The organism is Enterococcus sp. AZ119, assembly GCF_050546175.1.
Lineage (GTDB): Bacteria > Bacillota > Bacilli > Lactobacillales > Enterococcaceae > Enterococcus > Enterococcus faecalis.
In genome coordinates this window covers 2279390-2296298 of record NZ_CP172951.1, presented here as the reverse complement: position 1 = coordinate 2296298, position 16909 = coordinate 2279390, and the positions used below count along the sequence as shown (strand labels likewise).

The 16909-nt window shown below is 37.0% G+C and carries 17 protein-coding genes and 1 tRNA gene; 15 read left to right on the top strand and 3 right to left on the bottom strand.

Annotated elements, in window-relative coordinates; all coding sequences use genetic code 11:
* Positions 1-75 precede the first annotated feature (75 nt).
* The 7 genes from IGL37_RS11160 (at position 76) to IGL37_RS11130 (ending at position 7010) form a co-directional block, all read left to right on the top strand.
* The gene (locus IGL37_RS11160) at positions 76-255 is read left to right on the top strand and encodes a 2-hydroxymuconate tautomerase (RefSeq protein WP_002356318.1); all 180 of its coding nucleotides are present in this window, start codon (positions 76-78) and stop codon (positions 253-255) included.
* A gap of 396 nt (positions 256-651) precedes the next feature.
* Positions 652-2589, top strand: a complete 1938-nt coding sequence (gene thrS, locus IGL37_RS11155; protein ID WP_002414409.1) for a threonine--tRNA ligase — start codon at positions 652-654, stop codon at positions 2587-2589.
* Between the two features lie 164 nt (positions 2590-2753).
* On the top strand, positions 2754-4889 hold the full coding sequence (locus IGL37_RS11150) for a peptidoglycan D,D-transpeptidase FtsI family protein (RefSeq protein ID WP_002359399.1): 2136 nt from the start codon (positions 2754-2756) through the stop codon (positions 4887-4889).
* 125 nt (positions 4890-5014) lie between these two features.
* A complete protein-coding gene (gene rpmG / locus IGL37_RS11145; protein WP_002356321.1) occupies positions 5015-5164 on the top strand; it encodes a 50S ribosomal protein L33 in 150 nt (49 codons plus the stop codon).
* Positions 5165-5259: 95 nt separating this feature from the next.
* A tRNA-Ser gene (locus tag IGL37_RS11140) sits at positions 5260-5349 on the top strand.
* Positions 5350-5438: 89 nt separating this feature from the next.
* Positions 5439-5690, top strand: a complete 252-nt coding sequence (locus tag IGL37_RS11135; protein ID WP_002389274.1) for a hypothetical protein — start codon at positions 5439-5441, stop codon at positions 5688-5690.
* Positions 5691-5945: 255 nt separating this feature from the next.
* Positions 5946-7010 carry an FUSC family protein gene (locus IGL37_RS11130; protein ID WP_002356323.1) on the top strand — a complete coding sequence of 355 codons (1065 nt, stop codon included), beginning with the start codon at positions 5946-5948 and terminating at the stop codon, positions 7008-7010.
* Between the two features lie 258 nt (positions 7011-7268).
* Here IGL37_RS11130 and IGL37_RS11125 read toward each other — a convergent pair whose 3' ends face one another.
* From IGL37_RS11125 to IGL37_RS11115, 3 genes are all read right to left on the bottom strand, one after another.
* Positions 7269-8000, bottom strand: coding sequence for a DUF4950 domain-containing protein (locus IGL37_RS11125; RefSeq protein ID WP_411146543.1), 732 nt, complete (start codon positions 7998-8000; stop codon positions 7269-7271).
* A 353-nt stretch (positions 8001-8353) separates the two neighbouring features.
* Positions 8354-9919 (bottom strand): membrane protein, encoded by a 1566-nt coding sequence (locus tag IGL37_RS11120; protein ID WP_033917825.1) that lies wholly within the window; start codon positions 9917-9919, stop codon positions 8354-8356.
* Positions 9920-10009: 90 nt separating this feature from the next.
* Positions 10010-10585, bottom strand: coding sequence for a DUF805 domain-containing protein (locus IGL37_RS11115; RefSeq protein ID WP_002356327.1), 576 nt, complete (start codon positions 10583-10585; stop codon positions 10010-10012).
* A gap of 165 nt (positions 10586-10750) precedes the next feature.
* On the opposite strand from IGL37_RS11115, the gene IGL37_RS11110 reads away from it, so the two are divergent.
* The 8 genes from IGL37_RS11110 (at position 10751) to IGL37_RS11075 (ending at position 16818) form a co-directional block, all read left to right on the top strand.
* Positions 10751-11521: an alpha/beta fold hydrolase gene (locus IGL37_RS11110; protein WP_033917826.1), complete on the top strand. Its 771-nt coding sequence runs from the start codon at positions 10751-10753 to the stop codon at positions 11519-11521.
* Positions 11522-11608: 87 nt separating this feature from the next.
* The gene (locus tag IGL37_RS11105; protein ID WP_002394065.1) at positions 11609-12151 is read left to right on the top strand and encodes a 5-formyltetrahydrofolate cyclo-ligase; all 543 of its coding nucleotides are present in this window, start codon (positions 11609-11611) and stop codon (positions 12149-12151) included.
* A gap of 10 nt (positions 12152-12161) precedes the next feature.
* Positions 12162-12872 carry a rhomboid family intramembrane serine protease gene (locus IGL37_RS11100; protein ID WP_002367232.1) on the top strand — a complete coding sequence of 237 codons (711 nt, stop codon included), beginning with the start codon at positions 12162-12164 and terminating at the stop codon, positions 12870-12872.
* A 17-nt stretch (positions 12873-12889) separates the two neighbouring features.
* Complete coding sequence (locus IGL37_RS11095) at positions 12890-13108, top strand: YqgQ family protein (RefSeq protein ID WP_002356332.1); 219 nt, start codon at positions 12890-12892, stop codon at positions 13106-13108.
* Entirely contained in the window at positions 13109-14080 is a 972-nt protein-coding gene (locus tag IGL37_RS11090; protein ID WP_002356333.1) for an ROK family glucokinase, read from the top strand. It begins immediately after the preceding gene.
* Positions 14081-14095: 15 nt separating this feature from the next.
* A complete protein-coding gene (locus IGL37_RS11085) occupies positions 14096-14494 on the top strand; it encodes a rhodanese-like domain-containing protein (protein WP_002356334.1) in 399 nt (132 codons plus the stop codon).
* A 121-nt stretch (positions 14495-14615) separates the two neighbouring features.
* The gene (locus tag IGL37_RS11080; RefSeq protein WP_002379785.1) at positions 14616-14966 is read left to right on the top strand and encodes a DUF488 domain-containing protein; all 351 of its coding nucleotides are present in this window, start codon (positions 14616-14618) and stop codon (positions 14964-14966) included.
* A 13-nt stretch (positions 14967-14979) separates the two neighbouring features.
* On the top strand, positions 14980-16818 hold the full coding sequence (locus IGL37_RS11075; RefSeq protein WP_002378650.1) for an FAD/NAD(P)-binding protein: 1839 nt from the start codon (positions 14980-14982) through the stop codon (positions 16816-16818).
* Positions 16819-16909: the final 91 nt, after the last annotated feature.

Here is a 16909-nt window from a genome sequence, read left to right as displayed (position 1 = left end):
AATTTTTTATTGACAAGCGTCATAACCCGCTCTATGATACAAACAGAACAAGCAATTTAAATTGGGGGAACGAAGATGCCATTTGTACATGTAGAATTAATTGAAGGCCGCACAGAAGAACAGTTAACTAATATGGTCAAAGATATTACAGAAGCTGTGTCAAAAAACGCTGGTGCACCAAAAGAGAATATCCATGTGATTGTCAATGAATTGAAAAAAGACCGCTATGCACAAGGCGGCGAATGGAAAAAATAAGTTTTCAGAGAATTTCTGTTGAATCACTTGCTTTTTCTGAAAATAAGTGGTTAAATAAGTGCATAAATGATTGATGAGAAAGACAACTGAACTTGCCCGCGATCTATTAGAGAGGAAAATCTTGGCTGAAAATTTTCCAGATTGGCACAAGGGATGACCACTTTCGAAACCTTTGTTGAAACAAAGGCGGTCGCACCGTTAACACGCTAGAGGAACACAGATTATTTGTGTTCAAAATTAGGTGGAACCACGATATTTTCGTCCTAGTATTCGTTAGAATACTAGGACTTTTTGTTTTTTAACAAGGGGAACAGGTGGCTGTTTCGTTTCATTGTGAAAAACAGGAACACAATGAAACGCTTCAAATCAAAAAAATTAAAAGGAGAGAATTTTATTATGTCTATTCACATTACTTTTCCAGATGGCGCTGTTAAACCGTTTGATTCTGGGGTTACAACATTTGATGTTGCTAAAAGTATTAGCAACAGTTTAGCCAAAAAAGCTTTAGCTGGTAAATTCAATGGTGTTTTAATCGATTTAGATCGTCCTATCGTAGAAGATGGTTCGCTTGAAATCGTGACACCTGATCATGAAGATGCTTTAGGAATTTTACGTCATTCATCAGCTCATTTAATGGCTAATGCCTTACGTCGTCTTTTCCCTAACATTAAATTTGGCGTAGGTCCTGCGATTGATTCTGGGTTCTACTATGATACAGATAATGGGGAATCCCCTGTGACAGCGGAAGATTTACCTGCAATTGAAGCCGAAATGATGAAAATTGTGAAGGAAAATAACCCAATCGTTCGTAAAGAAATCTCACGTGCAGAAGCGTTAGAATTATTTGCTGATGATCCTTACAAAGTTGAATTAATTACAGATTTGCCAGAGGATGAAATCATCACTATCTATGATCAAGGCGATTTTGTCGATTTATGTCGTGGTGTTCACGTCCCTTCAACAGGACGGATTCAAGTCTTTAAATTACTTTCAGTAGCTGGTGCTTATTGGCGCGGAAACTCTGACAATCACATGATGCAACGGATTTATGGCACTGCCTTTTTCGATAAAAAAGATTTAAAAGAATTTATCAAAATGCGCGAGGAAGCCAAAGAACGTGACCACCGTAAATTAGGAAAAGAATTAGATTTATTTATGGTTTCACAAGAAGTTGGTTCAGGGTTACCTTTCTGGTTACCAAAAGGCGCAACCATTCGTCGTACAATTGAACGTTATATTGTGGACAAAGAAATTAGCTTAGGTTACCAACATGTGTATACACCAATTATGGCAGATGTGGAATTATACAAAACATCTGGTCACTGGGATCATTACCATGAAGATATGTTCCCACCAATGGATATGGGCGATGGCGAAATGCTGGTATTACGTCCAATGAACTGTCCACACCATATGATGGTTTATAAAAATGACATTCATAGTTACCGCGAATTGCCAATTCGAATCGCTGAATTAGGGATGATGCACCGCTATGAAAAATCTGGCGCATTATCAGGGTTACAACGTGTTCGTGAAATGACTTTAAACGATGGCCATACTTTTGTTCGTCCTGACCAAATTAAAGACGAATTTAAACGTACTTTGGAGTTAATGGTGGCAGTCTACGCTGACTTTAACATTACGGATTATCGTTTCCGCTTAAGCTATCGTGATCCAAATAATACAGACAAATATTTTGATGATGATGCGATGTGGGAAAAAGCGCAAGCGATGTTAAAAGCTGCCATGGATGAATTAGAATTAGATTACTTTGAAGCAGAAGGCGAAGCTGCCTTTTACGGTCCGAAGTTAGATGTTCAAGTAAAAACAGCTTTAGGAATGGAAGAAACATTATCAACCATCCAATTAGACTTCTTATTACCAGAACGTTTTGACTTAACTTATGTTGGCGAAGATGGTGAAAATACACATCGCCCAGTTGTTATCCACCGTGGTATTGTCTCAACAATGGAACGATTTGTGGCTTACTTAACAGAAGTTTACAAAGGCGCTTTCCCTACTTGGTTAGCACCAATTCAAGCAACTATTATCCCAGTTTCTGTAGAAGCGCATTCTGAGTATGCTTATGAAATCAAAGAACGTTTACAAGCACAAGGCTTACGTGTTGAAGTCGATGATCGTAACGAAAAAATGGGCTACAAAATTCGGGCCTCTCAAACCCAAAAAGTACCTTATCAATTAGTGGTCGGGGACAAAGAAATGGAAGACGCAACGGTGAACGTCCGTCGTTATGGAAGCAAAGAAACGTCTGTCGAAGATTTATCAATTTTCATTGACAGCATGGCTGCTGAAGTTCACAATTACAGCCGTTAAAAAAAGGGAAAAAGTCAAAAGGACTTCTGAATTCAGAAGTCCTTTTGACTTTTTTCAACAACAAAATAATTAAATATTTCCTTAGAGCTGGGAATAATCCTGATTTTTTGACTATTTTTTGTTACAATGAGAATGCGAAACTTTTTAGTGAAGGGACTAGAGGTATGAAGAAAAACTCATTTATAGATAAAATAAAAAAAACAGATGCCGCAGCAAAGAGTCAACGAGGTAGAAAGCCACATATTCCTTTTCGATTGAACTTATTATTTTTTGTGATATTCACTTTATTTGTTTCATTAATTGTCCGTTTAGGGTATTTACAGATTGTAGAAGGAGAAGAGTTTAACAAAAAAATCACTGCCAATTCTTCACTACAAATCACGACACCATCCCCTCGAGGACAAATTTATGATTCACAAGGAAAAGTCTTGGTTTCTAACAAAGCCAATTTAGCAATCACTTACACACGAGGAAAAAATATTGAAGGAAAAGATATTTTACCGATTGCGAATAAAGTTAACGAACTTATTAACGTTCCAGTTGATCCAAACTTAACGGATCGTGACAAAAAAGATTATTGGTTAGCGAATCCTGAAAATTTAAAAGCAGCCCAAGCCCGTTTAACCGATCAAGATAAAGAAGATGAAAAAGGCAACAAAATTACGGACGAAGGCACATTATATGCCAAAGCAGTTGAAAAAGTCACCCCTGAAGAAATTGCGTTTGATGACCGAACCTTACAAGCAGTAACGATTTTTAAACGAATGAATGCAGCGTCACAAATGAACACGGTCTTCATCAAGAATGAAGGGGTAACAGAAGGTGAAATTGCGACAATTGGTGAACACACAGCGGAAATATCTGGTGTTTCAACAGGGACTGATTGGACGCGTGATTATTCTCAAAGTGGCGCATTACGTAGCCTGTTGGGCACCGTTTCAACTGAAAAACAAGGATTGCCAGCCGAAGAAGTCGATGAATATTTGAAAAAAGGCTATGCACGAAATGACCGTGTCGGGACTAGCTATTTAGAAAAACAATATGAAGACGTACTACAAGGTAAAAAAGCAAAATCAGAAGTCGTTTTAGACAATAACGGAAAGATTGTTTCACAAACCCCAATTTCCAAAGGGGAAAAAGGCTCCAACTTAAAATTAACGATTGATTCAAATTTCCAAAACAAAGTTGATGAAATTTTACAACGAAACTATTCACAAATAGTCAAAACCATTGGACCATACTCAGAAAATGCATATGTCGTTGCTATGAACCCTCAAACAGGTGCTATTTTAGCGATGTCCGGATTTCATCATGATTTAGCAACTGGAGAAGTCACACCTAATCCTTTAGCACCTATTTTGAATTCTGAAGTTCCTGGATCAGTTGTGAAAGCAGGTACTTTAACAGCTGGTTATGAAACAGGCGTCATTAAAGGCAATGACGTTTTAACAGATGAAGCTATTTTACTAGCAGGTAGTAATCCAAAAGCTTCTTGGTGGAATGCTTCTGGCGGAACAACCATGCAATTAACTGCGGAGCAAGCGTTAGAATATTCTTCGAATGCTTATATGATGAAATTAGTCTTTAAAATGATGGGTGTGAATTATTATCCCAATATGATTTTCCCTTATGAAGTAGGAGATGACACTGTCTTTAAAGAATTAAGAAAAGCTTTTGCAGAATATGGTATGGGAACGAAAACTGGAATTGATATACCAGGAGAAACAACAGGAATTCAAAACAAGGACTTTAAGGATTCGTCTTCTGCGCCACAAGGCGGTAATCTTCTTGACCTATCTTTTGGGCAATATGATACCTATAGCGCCTTACAATTAGCACAGTACGTTTCCACTGTCGCAAATAATGGTATCCGCGTGCAACCCCATGTGGTAGAAGGAATCTATGGCAATGATGAAAATGGAGCTTTAGGAAAAATTTTAAAAGAAATTGAACCAAAAGTTTTGAATAAGGTGAATATTTCTGAAGACCAGATAGGAATTCTTCAACAAGGTTTCTATAATGTAGTAAATGGAACTAGTCCTTTTACAACTGCACGTGGTTTAAAATCAGACAAGTTTTCGATTGCTGCTAAAACAGGGACCGCCGAAACGCAAGCAACAGATGCTAATGGAGTAAACCATACAACGGTTAATAGTAACTTGGTGGCTTATGCGCCGTACGAAAATCCTGAAATTGCAATTAGCGTTGTTTTACCACACTTAAATGATGAATCTTCCAAACCAAATCAAACGATTGCCAAAGAAGTTTTAGAAGCGTATATGGAAATGTACAAAAAATAAAATTTGTAAAGTAGAACTACTTTACAAATTTACCCAAAAGGGTAGTCAAATGACAAAAAAAATGGTATGATATTCAAGTCTAAGAAATCTCTTGGAAAGATCAATTATTAGTAGGAGGGGAAAACATGCGCGTAAACATCACTTTAGAGTGTACTTCTTGTAAAGAACGTAACTACTTAACAAATAAAAATAAACGTAACAATCCTGATCGTTTAGAAAAACAAAAATATTGCCCACGTGAAAGAAAAGTTACTTTACACCGTGAAACTAAATAATTTATTTAGATAGAGCCTAGAATCCTTGTTGTGTAAGGGTCTAGGCTTTTTATCTTTTGATTCATTACATGTTCATTTGTAGATGGAATGTAGAGGGAGGATTACCCAAGTTTGGCTGAAGGGGACGGTCTCGAAAACCGTTAGGCGAGTAACATCGTGCAAGGGTTCGAATCCCTTATCCTCCGTACTGAGAAGCAGTTGAGTTATTAGTTGCAAATAAAACGACAGAGACGTACACTTAAAGTAGAAAAATACTTAAGAAGAGGTGTCTATTATGTCAAACTATGAAGAAAAAGAAGCGCAAGCATTAGTAAAAATTGCCGACGTTTTGAACAAATTGGATGCAAGTTTAGAAGAGTTGGCCTCGCTAGATGAGGATACAAAAAAACATAGTATGAAGAAATGGATTGTTGAAAAAAAAGCCATTCATGAGATTAAAAAAATTGCACACGAAGCTGGTAAGTATGACAAGTATGATGAAAAAGAATTAGAAAAAGAAATGGATCTGTTGGAAAAGTTTATGTAAAAAAGCGCTAGCTTTTGTTCAACAGTTATTTAATTTTGAGTCTAGAATTAATCGTTTTGATTTTTTCTAGGCTTATTTTTTATGAAGTAAGCAAATCGTATCGTGAGAGGTATTGAATTAAGAAATAAAGCATGTATTGATTCAGAAAAAAAGTTGTAGTAAAATGTTCGTCACAACTACTTTTCTTCTGATTTCATAGAAGGAAAAGTTGGAATAATGAATTGAGAAGAGTCGATTTTTAGGAGATGATTTTAGGTGACTTTTTATCAATTATTGCAGTTAGATCCATTTATTTTAAAACAAAAAATTCATCAAGCGGATACTAAAAAACAGCGGAGATATTTTTGGCGCGCCTTGTTAATAAGGGATATCTTATTAGTTTCGTTTGCGATTTTATGGGTGTCGACGATTACTTTTTTCTTTGGAAAAGCTGTAGCGCCTTTTTCAATTGTATTATTTTGTTTGCTGTTGAGTATCCGTTTCGTCTCATATGGCTACAGGGAAAAACAGGCCTTGCTTAGTTTAGGAATCGTGTTAACAATTCTAGGTGTTAGTCCATTAATTTCACTGATTTCTGTATCATTTTTACAATTGGGCCTTCATTTTATCTGCTTGCTGGCATTGTTTTTCTTAACTGGTAAAAACCCTAAAATGGGTAATCCTGGCTTGTATACGTTCTCCTACTTATATTTAGTTGGCACGGTTCACTATCAATCGTTTCAGCAATTAGAACAAACTTTCTTTGTATTAGTGTTTGCTTATCTACTTTTAGCTTTTGTTTATCATGTGAAACATAAAAAATTGGATCAAGAGATTACTTTTATACAGATGGTTACAGAAAATGGTTTTTTTAATCAAAGAAATATTTGGTTTGGTTATTACGCTTTAGGCATTAGCTTATTACTTTTTATAGGAACGCACCTTCAGATTGACCGCTTTATGTGGGCAACATTTGCTAGTTCGTCATTATTTTCTGGGTATGATACGTTTAAATTGTCTGAACGAGCCAAAGAACGAATAATAGGGGTCGTTATTGGTTCTCTAGTATCGGCTATCTTGTTATTTTATATACCAACGAACCTACTTGGTATTTTAGGAGGACTTTGTTTAGGCTTATGCACATCTTATAAAAGTAAAACGATTTTTAATTGTGTTGGTGCTATCATGGCAGCTTCTATGATATTTGGGCTAGAAACAAGTCTTTACTTAAGAATTTTGTTAAATATGTTGGGGCTAGCTTACGGTTTGCTTTATCATTTTGTCTTTGTAAAAACTATGTCCTATTGCAATCGCAAGGAGTGGCTGAAATTGTCTGAATAAAAGGAGCCTAACATTCTTTCTTGAAAGAATGTTAGGCTCCTTAGACATTTTTGTGTATATTCCATATTATCAAATTATATGCATGCTGTTAATCAATGCCCAACTGCTATATCAAATGTCGCAATTTTTGCTGAGCCAGTAGGTACAAGGTCTAGTTCCACTTCGTCAAAACTATTGCCATCAACTGGTATCCCAAGTAAATGGTAGATGGTCCAGTTCTACTTTTATAGACTATTATCTATTAGTATACCTAAATTTCTATTTAATTCGTAATGACTGACCAGGATAAAAAACAGAAGTTTCAATGCCTGGATTTAACGCTAATAATTCTTCCAAGGTTAAACCATTTCTTTCGGCTAACTGTCGCCCACCTTCACCACTTCGTACCGTATCGTATATAGGTTGGTCTGATTTAGAATTTTGTATTTGTTCACTAGAATCAGAGTTTTGTGGTGGTTGCTGTTCAGATTGTTCAAAAACTTGTTGAGTTTGATTATTTCTTTCAATTAATTGTTCCAACGTAATATTACCTAGATAAGTGTATATTTGTCCATTAACAGTTAAAGTACCATCATTATTTTTCGTTACTGTTCGGGGCATATTATTCAAAAGAAACGTCATTGTTTGATTACCATTCTCATCCACAGAAAAACTTACATTTTGAAGAGGAACATTCGATTGAGTTATGCTAGTGAGTGTTCCGTCAGCATTTATAAAAAATAAGTTATCACTTTGAGGAATACCCCAACCGCCTATAAAATCAGCTAAGCTAACTTGTGGCAGCGGTTCTTTAGTAGTAGATGAAGAGGTAGATTGGTTTGTTTCAGATGAGACGTTTTGATAATTAGAGCTGGTTTCTTCCGTTTTATCTTTTTGAGTGGAAGAATCAATACTTTTCTTTGTGTAAGGTTTCAAAACTAGTTTTGTTTGGTTATCAGAATTGTTTGTCTTAGTAGGAGTGAAAAGTAGATTTTGCTTTTCTTTTTTTATCTTGTAAGCCACTTCTTTTCCTTCATTTTCCCAACGAATTTGATTGTTTTTTAGATGGTATTTGACTTTGTATTCTATTTTATTTGCAATTTGTTTACCTAATTCTTCGCCTGCTTTTTCCAACTCATTTTTTGCAGTTGATGTGTGTTCATCTGTATTGATTTTGAAAGTAGCGGTATCTTCGCTGAATGATACAATCATTACTACTTCATCAACGTTGGAGTTTACGGCCCACTCGTTTGCCATTAGCTCTTTTGTGGTCACTTTATTTCTGCAGGAAGTAAGGGTCAGTAAGGATAGAAAAACAATCAACCCCAGCAAACTTTTTTTCATTTTTAACTCAATCCTCTTTTCTATTTTACTATTTTTTTGTATCTTCGAATCTCTCTCAACCCCAGCCAACCACTCGCTGATAACAAGTACCAAAACGGCATAAACTGGATTAAATAGCGAGAGCGGCCGCCTTCAAAGAGCAATAAATACAGAATAGCTCCAATGAAAGCTAATTTTAAAATCGCGTAGTTATTTTTTGAATCTTTTAGAGGGATACTGAACAATAGACCTAGTAATGTGAGTAAATAGAAAAAATGCATATAAATTCGTAGATAGTTACTTTTTTGATTTTGCGGATAATACAGTGACCGCAAGTGTTCTTGCCAACGATTTTTAGAAGGTGTTTCTGGGATTAAATCACCGCCATCCCAACCCCAGTCAAAATCACCATTGGCAGTATTATGACGATTTTTTTGAGCCAGAAAACGAAGATAACCGAAGAATCCTTTATTTTTTAAACGGTCTTGAATCATTTTTATGGTATAAGCTTTTTTGGCTTCTTGTGTAGGCAACTGATTTACTGCTTGTGTATCTGCATCATTGTAACCGCCAGTTCCAGTCAAACCCATCATTACAAAAAGTGTCCAAGGTTTGGCTTGTTCTTTATCGATTTCCGTAATCGTTTGTTTTTCCACAAAAAATTGAAAACTATAATATGCGCTGGCGAAACCAGTCAGTAAAAAGAGAGCAACCACGGTTAATTTTACGATAGACTGTTTGTTCCGATTTACTAAAAGAAGTTGCAGCACTTTTATACAACTAAATGCAATAAAAAAGATAATAGACGAAGGTTTCATTAAAAAACACCAAGCTAGGCCAATTCCAATAAACAGTAATAAACAATATTTTACGAAGGGAGGGGAAACTTGGTCAAAAAGGCTATATGCAAAAAAGACTAGGTTGATGAACAATAAGACGGCCGTATCTGTATAAGGCGTGAGTAACCATGGAGACAATCCGAAAGAAAGAAAAAATAAACTATAAGCAACGAAGGCCGTTAATGGATTAAAGACACGCTTAGAGGCATGATAAAAGAGAAATAAACTGCTATTAATAAACAAGCAATTAACGACTTGCCAACTAAACCAAGTATTGCTCCAGCTCCCTGTTACATCAATGAAACGCAAAAATTTATTCAGGTAATACATCATGAAAAAGAAAAATTCGTTATTGGGGTTTAAAGAAAGTACGATTTTTGAATAATCCCTATTTTCAGTGGTAATACTATGAAAGTTGTCAAAAACATCCCAGCCAATCGGCACAGTAATCTGCGTCAGGAGTAAAAGTTGCAGTAAAAATAAACTGACCAAACTACCAATAATAACCACACGATCATGGGTTTTTATTAAGTGCCAGAGCGCTTGAATCTTAGTGTAAAGAAATTTTTTGTTTTTATAAATAATCAACAATAGAATAATTAATAGAGGAAGTAAAACAAGCAAGTGCTTAGGCTTTCCCAAAAGAATTTTTACCAGCGAATAGGGAGAGTTAATTGCGCCGTAAAAGACAAATAAAATAAAAAAAGTAAAAATATAATTTTCTAGATTCAGAATCCGTTTAAAAGTAGCCATATTTTCTCCTTCCATTTTTTTAGCTAGACTAGTTCTTATTTTATCATAAAGATTTTAAAATAAGAAAAAAGCCCTTCTTTTAAAAGAAAGGCTTAAAACTTTTCCTTACTTCACTTCTTTGTAACGGAAGAAGAAGCGTAAGACGCTATTTTGGCTAGTTGTTGTTAGTTTATCTGTCGGTAAGACTGTTAGTAAGAAGAAAAACAGACTAATCACAAGAGTGAAAAATAAGAAGACGGGACTGCCACCTGTTATCACAGTATCTGTTTGAACATCATATTTCAGTGTTGACATAACAGAGAAAACTTGTGTATAGCTACAGGCAATAGAAAGTAGATATAAAACAAGCACGCCCCAACCTGTCATCCCAGCATCACGATAACGACGGACACACATTGCCCACGTTGGTAATAATAAAGCTAACCATAAAACAAGTGCAAAAAGCATCAACGGTAATAAGTTCCCAAAATCATAGGTTTCAAAATATTCAGCTGCTAAAATTGCTGACACAGCTTTGCCGACAATGGCAATATAAAAAATAAGTGCTAAAATGCTTAATACCAATGTCATCCACCAATAACCAGCACGTGTGGTCCGACCTTTAAAATCAACATATCCACGAAAATAATCTTTAAAAGCTTGTCCAAATGTTACTTTACCTTTTTCCTCAATTTTAACCATAAAAACACCCCTTTGTATTTAATAAAATGATTATAACGGAAAGTAATAAAATAGGAAAATGCGAATTCGCATATTTTGTGATTTTTTTGATAAATCATATAAAGAGCAGGTTTTATCAAAAAACGGTAAAATAAGAGAAGATATTTTATAATGGAGGAATCATGAATGAAAATCAGTATTAGACATCGCTACATAGCAAAAATTCCAGCATTAGAAGTGACAACAGAAGAGCAAAAAAACGAAGCATTACCTTTAATTGTTTACTATCATGGTTGGCAATCAGCTAAAGAATTATCTTTAACACAAGCAAGAAAATTAGCACACGAGGGGTTTCGGGTCATTTTACCAGATGCCATGAACCATGGAGAAAGAAAAACAGGACCTATTTCCACGATTCCTTCGATTACATTTTGGAGTAGCATTCAATATAATTTAATTGAATTTCCAGTAATTATCCATCATTTTCATAAATTAGGGTTGATTAAAGAAAATTGGATTGGCGTGGGTGGTGTATCCATGGGCGGTATTACTACCAGCGCTCTTATGACCCAACATCCTGAGATTCAAGCTGCCGCTTGCTTAATGGGAACACCCTATCCGGCGCGCTATATTCAGCGAGTGATTCAACAGGCGAAAGAATTTGCTATTTTTGTACCTAAAGACTTGCCACTGTTGCTAAGTTGGGTACATCAATACGATTTATCACAAACGCCAGAAAGACTACAAGAACGACCGATGCTGTTTTGGCATGGAACGGAAGATGAAAAAATTCCCTATGAAGACATGGCTGATTTTGAACAATTAGTGTCTGGGAAAACGTATGCGAGAAATACGCAATTTATAACGGAAATCGGTGAGCGGCATTTAGTGAAAGGAGAAACAATGGATTTGGTTGTTGACTTTTTTAAAGAAGCGTCAAAAACGTTAGAAAAATAACGGGATTTTTCAAAGAGAAAAGGGGAATCAGCTTGTTTTTTAAGAACACTTTCTATAAACTTAACAGAAAAGGGGTTGAAGGTGTACATGGAGAAAAATAAGTTGAGAAAAGTGGGCTTAACTGCCCTGGAATGGCTAAAACAACATCCAGAAATTAAACAACATAAAGAATCAAGTCTCTATGAACAGTTGTTTGCTAGTCAGCAATGGCAACAAGCACAAACAATCGGAATGATTCGGTCGTTACCGCTAGAATTATCAACACAGCCAATTTTCGAACGGGCCATGCAAGAGGGCAAGCAAGTGGCGGTGCCGCGAACATTTAAAGGAGGCAAAATGCACTTTTATCAAGTTTTTCCAGAGACGGTTTATGACACCAGTGCATTTGGCGTGGAAGAACCTCCGTTAACAGCGGCAGAAATAACAGCTACAGCAATTGATTTATTGATTGTGCCAGGGATTGTTTTCAATCGTGCTGGCTATCGAATAGGCTTCGGCGGTGGTTTTTATGATCGTTATTTGGAACATTTTTCGGGCCATTCATGTAGTTTAGTTTTTAGTGAACAACTCCATGAACAATGGCAACCAGAAGCGTTTGATCAGCCAATCGAACAATTATTTATACAATAGGAGGAATGGAATGAATTATCAAACAGAAATGAAATTGAAACGGCTAAAAAATCAGCCGTTCATTACGTATGCCCTTTTAGGTATTTCAATCATTGTTTTCCTTGGATTGGAATTAACTGGAGGATCAGAAAATATTTTAAACTTAGTTAATTGGGGAGCAATGGTTCGTCCACTGGTAGCTCAAAATCATGAATACTGGCGGTTTATCACGCCAATGTTTCTTCACATTGGGTTTATGCATATTATTTTGAATATGGTTACTCTTTATTATATCGGCGCACAGGTTGAGGCAATTTATGGGCATTGGCGCTATTTGGGAATTTATTTATTGAGTGGGATTGCTGGAAATATCGCCAGTTTTGCCTTTGGGACACCCAACAGTGTCTCAGCGGGTGCTAGTACAGCGCTTTTTGGTTTGTTCGGCGCATTTGTTATTTTAGGACGCCATTTTAGAGACAATCCAGCGATTATGTATATGGTGCAACGCTATTCAATGTTTATTGTGATTAATTTGTTATTTAACTTGTTTAGTAGCTCTGTAGATATGATGGGTCATGTTGGCGGTCTAATCGGTGGACTATTAGTCGCGACGGCTTTTGCTGTTCCAAATCGTCAAGAAGCATTTAATAAGCACGAGCGAATTATGGCTACGTTAATTTTTATTTTTCTTGTCGTAATTTGTCTGTTATTGGGTTTTAAAAAATACGGTTTACCTGTATAATAAGGAAGTGTTTTCGTATGGAAACGTTATATGATGTACAACAACTTTTTAAACAGTTTGGGATGTATATTTATGTCGGTGCACGGATTTATGATATTGAGTTAATGATGATTGAATTAAAAAAATTGTATGAAGGTCAATTGGTAGACCGAGATACGTATTTACAGGCCCGGCATATTTTGCAAAGAGAGCATCGAATAGAAGAATCTAGAGGGAAGCAGAAAGGAATCGACTAAATGGATAAGAAGATTATTGGGATTGATTTAGGTGGAACGACCATCAAATTTGCTATTTTAACAACCGATGGCGTTGTTCAACAAAAATGGAGTATTGAAACGAATATTTTAGAAGATGGCAAGCATATTGTGCCATCAATTATTGAAAGTATTCGTCACCGTATAGATCTTTATAATATGAAAAAAGAAGATTTTGTGGGAATTGGTATGGGAACACCAGGAAGTGTCGACATTGAAAAAGGAACTGTTGTAGGTGCCTATAATTTAAACTGGACGACTGTACAGCCTGTCAAAGAACAAATCGAATCTGCTTTAGGAATTCCGTTTGCCTTAGATAATGATGCCAATGTTGCCGCTTTAGGTGAGCGTTGGAAGGGCGCGGGGGAAAACAATCCCGACGTGATTTTTATTACTTTAGGAACAGGTGTCGGCGGAGGCATTGTTGCAGCGGGAGAATTGCTCCACGGTGTTGCTGGCTGTGCTGGTGAAGTTGGGCATGTGACGGTTGATCCTAACGGCTTTGACTGTACCTGTGGGAAACGTGGCTGTTTAGAAACTGTTTCTAGCGCCACTGGTGTCGTTCGTGTTGCACGTCATTTATCAGAAGAGTTTGCAGGTGACTCTGAACTGAAACAAGCGATTGATGATGGACAAGATGTTTCGAGTAAAGACGTTTTTGAATTTGCCGAAAAAGGCGATCATTTTGCTTTAATGGTTGTGGATCGTGTTTGCTTCTATTTAGGCTTAGCCACAGGAAACTTAGGCAACACGTTAAATCCAGATAGCGTGGTTATCGGTGGAGGTGTTTCTGCAGCAGGAGAATTTTTACGTAGTCGTGTCGAAAAATATTTCCAAGAATTTACTTTCCCGCAAGTTCGAAATAGTACAAAAATCAAATTAGCAGAGCTAGGTAATGAGGCCGGCGTCATTGGTGCCGCTTCACTAGCATTACAATTTTCAAAAGAGAAATAGAGAGGGCTTTTTAGAATGAGTATTTTATGGGTAATCAATGGCATTTTGCTAGTTATTGTACTAGCGATGGTATTCAATGAATTATATTTGAAAATTATGGTGAAACGTTCAGCAAAAATGCTGACGGAAGAAGAATTTAAAGAAACAATGCGTAAAGCACAAGTGATTGACGTTCGTGAGAAAGATACATTTGATGCTGGGCATATTTTAGGGGCGCGCAGCATGCCATACAGCATGTTAAAAACAACAATTGGTTCTCTTCGTAAGGATCAACCTGTTTATCTTTATGATCAGAAGAAAGCTTTAAGTATCCGAGCAGCTAATTTATTACGCAAAAATGGCTATACTGATATTTATATTTTAAAAGGCGGCTATGATGGCTGGACTGGGAAAGTGAAAAAGAGAAATAGTTAATAACAAAAAGAGTTGGTCTTCATTGAGACCAACTCTTTTTGTATAGGAAAGCTTAACAGAGATGTTGCTTTTTGTCAGTCCTCACTTTTTGAGCTACAATAAAGAGAAGAGGTGAAGGCAGATGATTCAAATCAAGCGAGCATATGAAGCACCGACAGAGCAAGATGGCTACCGTGTTTTAGTTGACCGTGTTTGGCCACGAGGAAAATCCAAGGAATCTGAAAAGTTAGATGAATGGCTCAAAGAAGTAGCCCCAAGTACAGAGCTGCGGAAATGGTTTAATCATGAAGCAAATAAATATCCCAAGTTTAAACAAAAATACCAAGAAGAATTGAAACACGAGCCAACTGCCACAGCGTTTAAGCAGTTACAGACGATTGTAAAAAATCAGCCAGTAGTCACGCTGGTCTATGGGGCGAAAGATACAGTGCATAATCAAGCGGTTGTCTTAAAAGAATTATTAGAAAAATAGAGTAGGTGATTGGATGAAAATTGCAATTGTAGGTGCTGGACCCAGAGGCTTATCAGCTGCAGAACGAGTCATTGAATGGGCTCGTAAAACGGAAATAAATGTTCAGCTCACGTTGTTTGATCCATACGGTCCAGGTGGGAAAATTTGGCGAGCAGAGCAACCTAATTATTTATTAATGAACACCGTGATTAGTCAAGTCACTTTATTTACAGATGAATCTTTTAGTGGCGAAGGACCAATTGTCAAGGGCCCCACTCTCTATGAATGGACCCAAACAGAAGCTGCGCAGTACATTCAACAGCAACAACCCTATAATTATCTTGAGTTGTTGAAAGAATGTCATCGCCTTGGACCGAATGATCACTGCTCGAGGGCTTTTTATGGCATGTACCAAAAATGGTTTTATACGTATTTAGCCACGAGGTGTAACGAACAAACATCGCTGACGTTTTTTAAAGAGCCAGTAACTGCTGTGCGGGCAGGAGAGGATAACTATTATGTGTATACTCAATCCATTGAGTTTACGGCAGACAAAGTAATTTTAGCTTTGGGTCACCAAGAAAATGAATTAACGACTGTTGAACAAGAGCTGGCGGACTACGCCAAGGAGCATCGTTTGTTTTATTCTTCTCCTAAAAATGCGGCGGATGCTTTATTGGCACTTGCCAATATACCTGCAAAACAACCCGTTGTGTTAAAAGGCTTAGGTTTGGCATTTTTTGACTATTTATCTGCCTTGACGATTGGCCGCGGGGGTGTTTTTTCTCGTCAAAATGGCCGCTTACGTTATGAAACTTCTGGAAGAGAGCCTATTATTATTGCTGGTTCTGGTCGCGGTTTTCCTTCTCATCCTCGAGGGATTAATCAAAAAGGCTACGGGGAAGCCTATCAGCCTGTTTTTTTAACCGAAACGTATTTAGCTGAATGTCGTAAAAAAGGACAGGTTACAGGCGCAGAGTTTTTTGGGTATTTAAAAAAAGAAGTGGAATATGTGTATTACACTTGCTTAATCGAAGAAAAATATCCGCATCTTTCTAAAGAGGCCTTTCAACAGCTGTTTATTCAAACCAAGGGAGCGCCGGAAAGCTTAGCCCACTTTGAAAAACAAGATTGGTTTGATTGGCAAGCGTTAGAACATCCTGAAACAAAGAAAACCACTCATGAAAGTTTTCGTTCGTTTTTACTAGAGTATTTAAAATGGGATATTCAAGAAGCAGAGAAAGGCAATCTTAGCGGTCCTTTGACCACTGCTTTAGACAGTTTAAAAGATTTAAGAGATCAGATTCGCTTTGTTTTGGATGAGGGGTTATTAACGAATGACGAGAGTCAAAAGTGGTTGTGGCATTGGTTTACCCCGTTGAATACCTTTTTGTCAGTGGGACCTTCTGTTGAAAGAACAGAAGAGCTACAGGCGTTAGTTGAACTGGGATTAGTCACGATTCTGGGGCCAGAAATGCGTGTCGAAATGAAAGCGGGTCAATTTATTACTTATGCTAATTTGTTTCCGGAAAATCGGTATAATAGTCACTTTTTAATTGAAGCGCGCATTCCCAAAGTCAATAATGAAAAAAGTTTGAATCCTTTAACGAGGCAGTTGTTAGCCGATAAGCTAGCTACGCTCCATCAACTGGCATTAGCCGATGGTCAAATAGTCAAAACAGGTGCACTCTTGATTGTGCCTGCCACGAATCAAGTCATCACAAAAGATGGACAGGTGGCGACAGGCCTTTTTAGTTGTGGTATTCCAACAGAAGGGATTCATTGGTTAACAGCCGCTGCAGCTCGTCCTGGTGTGGATCCTTGGAATATGCGCGATATGGATCGGATTGCTGCCACTATTTTTAATAGTTAAGAAAAATAGTCAGCTCCTTTGGTAAAAAAAGAAAGCATAACAAGTGGTCATCCATCGCTTTGATGGATGACCACTTGTTATGCTTAAGAGA

Coding starts and splice junctions, on each gene's coding strand:
- thrS (WP_002414409.1), top strand. CDS start 652: ATGTCTATTCACATTACTTTTCCAGATGGCGCTGTTAAACCGTTTGAT.
- IGL37_RS11135 (WP_002389274.1), top strand. CDS start 5,439: ATGTCAAACTATGAAGAAAAAGAAGCGCAAGCATTAGTAAAAATTGCC.
- IGL37_RS11075 (WP_002378650.1), top strand. CDS start 14,980: ATGAAAATTGCAATTGTAGGTGCTGGACCCAGAGGCTTATCAGCTGCA.
- IGL37_RS11110 (WP_033917826.1), top strand. CDS start 10,751: ATGAAAATCAGTATTAGACATCGCTACATAGCAAAAATTCCAGCATTA.
- IGL37_RS11080 (WP_002379785.1), top strand. CDS start 14,616: ATGATTCAAATCAAGCGAGCATATGAAGCACCGACAGAGCAAGATGGC.
- IGL37_RS11150 (WP_002359399.1), top strand. CDS start 2,754: ATGAAGAAAAACTCATTTATAGATAAAATAAAAAAAACAGATGCCGCA.
- IGL37_RS11100 (WP_002367232.1), top strand. CDS start 12,162: ATGAATTATCAAACAGAAATGAAATTGAAACGGCTAAAAAATCAGCCG.
- IGL37_RS11120 (WP_033917825.1), bottom strand. CDS start 9,919: ATGGAAGGAGAAAATATGGCTACTTTTAAACGGATTCTGAATCTAGAA.
- IGL37_RS11115 (WP_002356327.1), bottom strand. CDS start 10,585: ATGGTTAAAATTGAGGAAAAAGGTAAAGTAACATTTGGACAAGCTTTT.
- IGL37_RS11095 (WP_002356332.1), top strand. CDS start 12,890: ATGGAAACGTTATATGATGTACAACAACTTTTTAAACAGTTTGGGATG.
- IGL37_RS11085 (WP_002356334.1), top strand. CDS start 14,096: ATGAGTATTTTATGGGTAATCAATGGCATTTTGCTAGTTATTGTACTA.
- IGL37_RS11160 (WP_002356318.1), top strand. CDS start 76: ATGCCATTTGTACATGTAGAATTAATTGAAGGCCGCACAGAAGAACAG.
- IGL37_RS11105 (WP_002394065.1), top strand. CDS start 11,609: ATGGAGAAAAATAAGTTGAGAAAAGTGGGCTTAACTGCCCTGGAATGG.
- rpmG (WP_002356321.1), top strand. CDS start 5,015: ATGCGCGTAAACATCACTTTAGAGTGTACTTCTTGTAAAGAACGTAAC.
- IGL37_RS11090 (WP_002356333.1), top strand. CDS start 13,109: ATGGATAAGAAGATTATTGGGATTGATTTAGGTGGAACGACCATCAAA.